The organism is Bartonella vinsonii subsp. berkhoffii ATCC 51672 (assembly GCF_902825225.1).
GTDB lineage: Bacteria > Pseudomonadota > Alphaproteobacteria > Rhizobiales > Rhizobiaceae > Bartonella > Bartonella berkhoffii.
The window spans coordinates 1-7,875 of sequence record NZ_CADEAK010000022.1; the positions used below are offsets into that span (position 1 = coordinate 1).

7 protein-coding genes, 1 tRNA gene and 2 pseudogenes are annotated in these 7,875 nt (G+C 33.7%); 3 read left to right on the forward strand and 7 right to left on the reverse strand.

The annotated features are described in order from the left end of the window. Together J7R10_RS07295 and J7R10_RS07300 are read right to left on the reverse strand one after the other, a co-directional pair. Nucleotides 1-229 (reverse strand): annotated as a pseudogene (locus J7R10_RS07295) (phage tail tape measure protein); the annotation flags it as partial. Beyond that, nucleotides 214-990 (reverse strand): annotated as a pseudogene (locus J7R10_RS07300) (tyrosine-type recombinase/integrase); the annotation flags it as partial. The pseudogenes J7R10_RS07300 and J7R10_RS07295, both read right to left, overlap by 16 nt. Nucleotides 991-1,935: 945 nt before the next feature. On the opposite strand from J7R10_RS07300, the gene J7R10_RS07305 reads away from it, so the two are divergent. After that, nucleotides 1,936-2,148: a hypothetical protein gene (locus tag J7R10_RS07305; protein ID WP_026501384.1), complete on the forward strand. Its 213-nt coding sequence runs from the start codon at nt 1,936-1,938 to the stop codon at nt 2,146-2,148. 433 nt (nt 2,149-2,581) lie between these two features. On the opposite strand, the gene J7R10_RS07310 is transcribed toward J7R10_RS07305, so the two are convergent. The 4 genes from J7R10_RS07310 to J7R10_RS07325 are packed head-to-tail and all read right to left on the reverse strand — an operon-like array spanning nt 2,582 to nt 5,931. Beyond that, entirely contained in the window at nt 2,582-3,136 is a 555-nt protein-coding gene (locus J7R10_RS07310) for a biotin transporter BioY (RefSeq protein ID WP_010705359.1), read from the reverse strand. A 36-nt stretch (nt 3,137-3,172) separates the two neighbouring features. Then, on the reverse strand, nt 3,173-3,787 hold the full coding sequence (locus J7R10_RS07315; RefSeq protein WP_010705360.1) for an energy-coupling factor transporter transmembrane component T family protein: 615 nt from the start codon (nt 3,785-3,787) through the stop codon (nt 3,173-3,175). Continuing rightward, nucleotides 3,784-4,464 (reverse strand): energy-coupling factor ABC transporter ATP-binding protein, encoded by a 681-nt coding sequence (locus J7R10_RS07320; RefSeq protein ID WP_010705361.1) that lies wholly within the window; start codon nt 4,462-4,464, stop codon nt 3,784-3,786. The genes J7R10_RS07315 and J7R10_RS07320 overlap by 4 nt, the downstream gene beginning before the upstream one ends. A 42-nt stretch (nt 4,465-4,506) precedes the next feature. Continuing rightward, nucleotides 4,507-5,931: an amino acid permease gene (locus J7R10_RS07325; protein ID WP_010705362.1), complete on the reverse strand. Its 1,425-nt coding sequence runs from the start codon at nt 5,929-5,931 to the stop codon at nt 4,507-4,509. 181 nt (nt 5,932-6,112) lie between these two features. Between J7R10_RS07325 and J7R10_RS09995 the strand changes: the two genes are divergently transcribed. Next, the gene (locus J7R10_RS09995) at nt 6,113-6,448 is read left to right on the forward strand and encodes a hypothetical protein (protein ID WP_026501383.1); all 336 of its coding nucleotides are present in this window, start codon (nt 6,113-6,115) and stop codon (nt 6,446-6,448) included. Nucleotides 6,449-6,978: 530 nt separating this feature from the next. Here J7R10_RS09995 and J7R10_RS07330 read toward each other — a convergent pair. After that, nucleotides 6,979-7,185 (reverse strand): SlyX family protein, encoded by a 207-nt coding sequence (locus J7R10_RS07330; RefSeq protein ID WP_010705364.1) that lies wholly within the window; start codon nt 7,183-7,185, stop codon nt 6,979-6,981. Between the two features lie 465 nt (nt 7,186-7,650). On the opposite strand from J7R10_RS07330, the gene J7R10_RS07335 reads away from it, so the two are divergent. Then, nucleotides 7,651-7,726: transfer RNA gene (locus J7R10_RS07335), tRNA-Thr, on the forward strand. Nucleotides 7,727-7,875: the final 149 nt, after the last annotated feature.

Sequence of the window (7,875 nt, forward strand, 5' to 3'; positions counted from 1 at the left end):
CAAAGGCACGACCAAAAGCCCGTGCTATCCCCCGTGCAAAGCCTTTTATAAAAGAAGAGAAACGATCCCAATATTTCCACAAAGCAAAACAAGCAGCGATGATGACAGCCACAACAGCGGCAATGAGAGCCCCTATCGGGGTAAAAACAGCGCCAACAACAGAAGCAATGCCAGCGGCAATCCCTTCTATCACTGTGCCTATCCAACCAAAACTTTTGGTATCGTCCATATATTTTTGTCAATTTGTTCAAGACGCAAATATCGCAATGGATATGACCGTGCTCCAGTCAAAATCAGTAACTTCAGTGCTAAATTTGAAAGGATATCATCCTTTAACTTTTGGTAAAAAGCCGGTACTTCTTGCCATGGCATAGCAGAAATATTTGTTGCTGTCGCACGTGGTTTTCCTAAAAGCGCGCGTGCCTTCATACAAGCTTGTAGATCAACATCCAAACCAAGAGCCGCAGCATATTTCAAACAAATATTGATACGATTAAGTGCTTTTCGCGCTGTGTCTGCTTTTTCATGCCAAAGGGGTGCGAGAACATTACGAATGATATTGGCTGTTAATTTCTCTATAGGTAAATTACCTATATGTGGAATAACGTGCAACTCTAGTGGAGAAAACCAACAACCATTTTTACCTTTATTTTTCAACTCTGCTTTCTTGCTTTCAAAAGCCGCTTGTGCAATTTCTTGGAAGATATTGCTTTGCTGTTTCAAAATAGTCTGTTCTCTAAAGACAATAGGATCATTGCCTTCTTTAAGAATATCACTATAATACCTAGCAAGCTCGCGTGCTTCTTTTAAAGAAAGTTTCGTAACAGGACCAAGTCCCATTTCACGACGCTTATTGTGGTGCGTATAGCGAAAAAACCAAGAGCGCGTATTGTCTTTTCGGACATTTAACCATAGCCCTGCCCCGTCACAATATTTACCCTGAGGAGAAGTCTTTACGAATGATGCTGATAACCGATGAATCGCTCTCACTTAATACCCCCTCTCGTCCACCTTTTTGGGTCCACCTTTTAGACCACCTTTAATTTTTGATTTGAGATTTTTTCTTTAATACTTAATTTTTTTATTGGATCATAAAAAACTACAGATATCAATACGCTCTTACACATCTTTATATAATTTGATTCTTGCTAATAAAGCCTGCTCTGCCTCTTTTGGGCACCATGTTCTTTTTTATCTCAAATAACTTATGATTTTCCATATGTTTTTTTGAGGTGAGGGATCCCTAAATAAAAGTAAGGGAATAGAATTTCCAAATCTATTTCTATTTGGAATTTTTTCAATTGCGAATCGAAAGTTCTTTTCGGGGTATTTTTCTAGAAAAGCCGACTGTCCAGAAGATTTTTACTTTAAAAAAAATCAGAATTTTTGAAAATTTCTTTCACCTTTGTATAATCATTAAAATTCTATACAAGTTTACTTTCGATATCCTTGAAAAGATGCTCCCCTTTAATAAAATTATATTCAAAAAATTACCGACAGAATAACAATTCACCTTGAGATAATACTGTAAATCTGAATGAAATAAGCTGTTTGGAGTACTTTAAAATACAACAACTCGCTTTTATAAAAAATTTAAAATAGAGGAAGAAACTTTTGCCTAATACGTTTCATTTGCTCTAAAAGCTTTGCTGAATTAAATTTAGTAATTTTTTTCCAAAATAAAAAGACTTATAAGCTTTTTTCCATAAATAACCCAATATTGTAAAAAACGTGCATGTTCTAACCTTTTGCAGTCTTAAGATCAAAATCCGCAAATTTGCAAAATAATAACTGTGCCCCCTATGTTTTGCTAAATCATCTAAACAATTCTTAATATATTGATACTTTTACTATTCAGATTACTTATACTGGTCAATCATTGCTTAATGAAAAAATAATATCTCTCTCTCATTTTACCAATGAAATATAGAGAATATGGAAGCGTATAAATATCGTCCTGAATCAGCATATACACGTCCTAATTGCGAAAAAGCTGATGTTACAGTTTTCCAAAATATACCATGCATCCCAGGATGGACCGATGCAATAACTTTATTCAACAAAGAATCAAAAGACGCAACCTATTCACTTAGAAACATATTTTTTGCAGAAACAATAGGCACAAGAACAACAGATGTTTCTTTTTGAAAAACCTTATGCTCAAACGCTTTCACAACAGATGAAAACAATAAAATAACAGCGCACACAAAAAAAACAATATTTTATATTCATAATTTTACTCATATATATTTTTATACTTTATTTTAATGATATAAATGAATTTAATATAATATCTTTTTGTACAAGACATTATAAATAGAAATAATCATAGAAAAAATTTATAATTTATTAAATAATAAATATTGATAATAATATTCTGTACAATTTTGTTTAATATATCATCTTATTTTTAATAAACTTATTCTCAATAAATCATAACCTATGTAAGTTATAAGTGATATCTTTATATTTTTAACACACCCCAATAATACACGTATAGTATAGTGTTTTTTAAATGAACACTTAAATAACACACAATAAGTTTCTTTTATCTTACATATTTTTTCCATTTAAGTGAAAATTATCCTTTTTGGGGTTCAATGAGGGGAATAGATTTTTTAACTGTAAGTGCAACAAAGGATGCGATCAATACTTTCAGAAAATCGCCAATCAAAAAAACTGATGTACTTATTAAAGCTGTCAGCAAAGGAGTCTGAGTAACATAAGCCATCCATGGTATTCCAAAAAGGAAAACAATCCCAATACCACCTACAGCATTTATCACAAATAATGTTACAAAATTTAGCCGCCGCCAAAACAACTCAACCATAAAACCAATAAAAAATGCAGCAAATGGAAAACCTATCAGATATCCACTCGTAGCTCCTAAAAAAACACTTATTCCACCGCGACCACTAGGCAAAAGAGGTAACCCAATTGCAATAAGAACAAGGAAAAGAAGTGATGCTAAAGCTCCCCTTTTCGCCCCGAGTATAGATCCTGCTAGCATCGGTCCCATCGATTGTGCTGTAATAGGAACTCCAAGAAGAAAAGGAAGGAAAATAGGAGGAAACAAACCCAAAACTGCATAAATAGCAGCAAAGAGGGCGATATAAGATAAATCTTTTGTATTCATTAAATTATTCCTTTACTGTGAATGTTTTTATCGACACTAGACTTTACTATCAGTATTACTGTCATAAGAACGTGCGTCTAAGGCTTCAGCTATCTCTGAAGCCATCTTGATAGTTCGTATAATAAGGGGCATTGCAAGAGCGAAAATATTGCTATCAAATCCGCGTGTGCGCTGTGCTTCACGCACTTCATTAAATTTCTCACTCAAAAGAGGAATAAACCTGATCGCCATAGAGATAACCATACTTACTTTTGATGGATTTATGCCAAAACAACGAAAATGTTGAAGCCCTGCTTGAATCGAGTCAACCATATCTGAAACCTTTGTCGTGAATGAAATAAGTAATGATAAAGAAAAAAGAATAATAAGGCGTAATACGACCTCAACACCCTCAAGCCAACTCTTACAAAAAACTTGAAAAACAAATATAAGTATTAAAAATAAGCTCATCGATTTAAGCTGTTTTACAATATTGTTGAAAGGGATCTTCGCAACTCTATACAACAAAGCTACAAACAATAAAAACAACGAGAGCACAGTTACAGATGACACCATAAATAGAGTCGTTCCGCATACTGCAAGAAATAACAACTTAATACTTGGTCTAAGCCTATGCAAAAAGGTATCTTGATGAATATATAAGCCAATCACGACATTCTTCTTATATATTCTTTGATGGCAACAAAAGGTACATCATCAACAACTATTTCCCCCTTATCAAAAACCAACACTCTATCAAACTTTTTCAAAAATTCCAAATCATGTGATACAATAATTGCTGTTTGTGATAATTCTTCTATAACCTGCGTCACGCGGCGCTTATTGCGCAAATCAAGTAATGTCGTCGGCTCATCAAAAACAATATAGTCTGGCTTCATTGCTACTACACTCGAAATGGCAACGAGTTGTTTTTGTCCACCACTTAATAAATGAACTGCGTGATTTCTAAAATTTTGAAGATCATAGCGCTGTAAAATCTCATCTACACGCTCCTCAATTTCATCTTTGCTAAGTTTTAGATTTTTGAGACCAAAAGAGAGATCTTCTTCCACTAATGGTAAAACGATTTGATTATCAGGATTTTGAAAAACGAAGCCTACTTTACGCTTTACCGCCTTTGCATCGCGCTTTGTATCAAGCCCGTCAACGCTTACAAAACCGTCAGATGGTAATTGCAACCCATTGATAAGACGAACAAATGTACTTTTTCCAGAACCATTCGCACCAATAACAGCGATTCGTCTTTCAGCAAGCTGTACCGTAATATTCCTTAAAACACACAAATCACCAAAAATTTGTGTCACCTTATCAAATTTTATAATCCCCAAGACTTATTCCAATCAATCCCTTTATTATTACCTTTTTTACTGCTACTGCTTAAGTTTATAGCCTAGGAGTAAAAACAAGCACCATATAGGAATAATAATAACTGCTAAGCTCATATCAGGCATCTGTACAGGAAATGTTCCAAGAGAGGACGTCTCTATTCCTATCATATCAAAAAGTCGAGTCATTAACCCATTTTTCCCAAAGCCACTTACAAACATAATGCAAAATAATAAAGCAAGAAAGCAGAGACAAAAATAGTTAGCATAAGGATATAAACCAAACGCATAAATAAAAGCCCCTTTTCTATTTTTATGTGCCCTTCGAAATTTTAAATGAACAATAACAATAATAGCCCAAGTAATAACAGCTGCTGCAGTTGCAAGGGCCATAATCCGCATAAAACTATCATCAGGAATAAGAGCATTCATGACTATAATCGTCGCAGTACAAAACGATGAAAAAAGGATAGCAACATAAGGAACACGAGCAGCACTAAGTTTACTAAAAATATGTGGAGCATTTTTTTGTATAGCTAGACTGTAAAGCATACGACCATTGGAATAAATACCACTATTGTAAACCGAAATAGCAGCCATAATGACTACAAAATTCAAAATATGACCGGCAGCTGCAATACCTATGGTTTCAAAGATTGTAACAAAAGGGCTCCCCTTTTGCCCAATTATATTCCACGGGCTTATCATCATAATAACACTGATAGAGCCAACATAAAAAATTACAATCCTCCACATAACTTTACGAATAGCGATTGGTATTGTTTTTTGTGGATTTGATACTTCCCCAGCAGTAATACCAATCAGTTCTGTTCCTCCAAATGAAAACATCACCACACACGTAGCCAAAACAACTCCCATTGCACCATAAGGGAAAAAACCGCCATGAGCCCAAAGATGATAGATACCCACTTGATTTCCATCTATTCCGGTAATAATGAGAAAAAATCCAAAAATAATCATACCAACAACAGCAACGACTTTAATCAAAGCTAAGCAAAATTCAAATTCACCGTAAAAACGAACATTCAACAAATTGATCAATGTCACCAACAAAAGAATAATGAATGATGATTTCCAGTGATCAATAAAAATCCAATGATCTAGATAAAATCCGATAACTGTAAGTTCGGTCATACTGACAAGAATATAAAGAAACCAATAATTCCAACCGGTTATGAAACCGGCTAAGCTCCCCCAATATTTATAAGCAAAGAAACTGAAAGCACCAGATGTTGGCTCTTCTACTGACATTTCACCAAGCATTCGCATGATGAAATAGATAATCAGCCCCCCAAAAAGATAAGCAAGAATGGTTGAAGGACCAGCTAATTTTATGGATTCTGTTGACCCATAAAAAAGACCCGTTCCAATAACTCCCCCTAAAGCAATCATTTGAACGTGACGATTTTGAAGATTACGCTTCAATTCATTGTGCTTTTCCTCAAACATCATTCCTCATTACTTTTATTGTATTGAACATAAATTTTTATCGAAATAAAATAAACATCGTTTTTATGCATCTTTTTCAAAAAAATACAAAAAGAACGTAAATTTATTTTCTCGTCATAATGCAACTCCTTGTTTTTCTATGCATTATGCGAATGATCCGTTAAAATTACAGGAAGAAAATATGCTCCGTCTTTTACTCAAATTAATGGCTTTCATTTTTGTTACACTAACAATTATAGTATTGGTCACTGACAGTGCATATTTCGTGAGCACGTCATATTGGACGACAACCTCCTTGAATAAAATGCTGGCAAACCTTCTACAAACAGATATCTATGATCTTAACCAATCTATACGTAATATCAGACCCGCTTTTCTATCCTCAATTTGTATTGCTCTTACTTGTTTACCAGCATGGACTATCTTTGGTGTTTGCGCAATAATATGTTGTATCTTGAATCACGAGAAACAAAAGCCTTTTTACAAAAAAACATATATAAAAGGAAAATATATTTAAAATTGAAAAGATTCTTTTAAAATTTATTGTATCATATGCAATACGCCTTTGAGGATTTTATTCTATCAAAATAGCTGAAAAGGAATAAAATCACCTTATTTGCATGATATTCACTCAACTCATGATTGCTAGAGACAACTGAAGTGTTTGCTCATTTTCGTTAATTTGCTGTATTGAACCTTTTTATCCCACCTATAAGGAAAGTCTGTACAGGGAGGAAATATGAAGAGCTGATTACTAATTTCCTCCTCAAAAAATTTATTCTGTTTTTCAGCATTATGAATGGCATACGGGAAATGCCTTCCGCAGTAAAATTGCAAATTTCTTGAAATAATGAAGGAAAATTCTGAATCTTATAAAAGGCTATCTTACACGCTTAATAGACCGCTTTAAATAAAAAACTGAGTGCTAATAACTATAATTGTGATGACAATTCACATCATTATAGTTTGCACTCTATCATATCTTAAAAAAAATCGAAACGTGATGACTGGAAACATTTGAAAACTTCAAAAAAATATCTAACACCTCTATTGATGAGATGAGGGTACAATAATATCTTCAGAAACTCTCTGTTCTTCTAAATTCGAAAATTTCCTCATTAAAACATTAATTTTTTTAGATATCTCATTCAAACTTTTCCATTGTTCCGTTACCACGCAAGAAAGCTCGTCAATAAGCTTTTCTTGATAAGCTAGCTTCGTTTCTAATTCTATTAACCTATTTTCATCCGACATGACTCTTACTCCATCTTAAATAGAAAAACGTATTTAATTTATTAAGTCCTCTTTTTATTCTTATTTCTATAAGAATGAAAAGTCATTTTTCCACTTATTCCACTGATCTTATCTTCACATAATAAAGGTTGATGATATCTTTTATTCCCCTAATCGTTCACCCAATATTTTTTCCTTTGTATAGAAGAAAAAATATTTTTACAAAGATATCATGCCATCATTTTTTTCTCTCCAAAGATGCCCTTTTCATACCGACTTCTAAGTTTAAATGTGATAGTAAATTGGAAAGCATTTTACAGCATCAAGATCAAAAATATTGTTCTGCTCTTAAACCCTTGCATTCCCCTCCTCCTCCTGTAATAATTATAGCATGTTATAAATTATTGAAAAAAATGCATACTTGCTTTTGTATGTACTTTTGGCTATTACCCTGAAGCTGACTGTTGTCTCATTATACACACATAGGCCGCATTAGCTCAGTTGGTAGAGCACATCATTCGTAATGATGGGGTCGCTGGTTCAAATCCGGCATGCGGCACCACTTTTTGCTTTGAGTATATTGAAATATATAGATTTTTTCTTTAAAGAGCTATTTTCAGACCACCTTTCAGACCACCTTCTACGGTTTATACAATCTTACCTAATTTGCTCCTATTTGCTCCTTATTTTTCTTTGGAGTGAAGGCTAAGA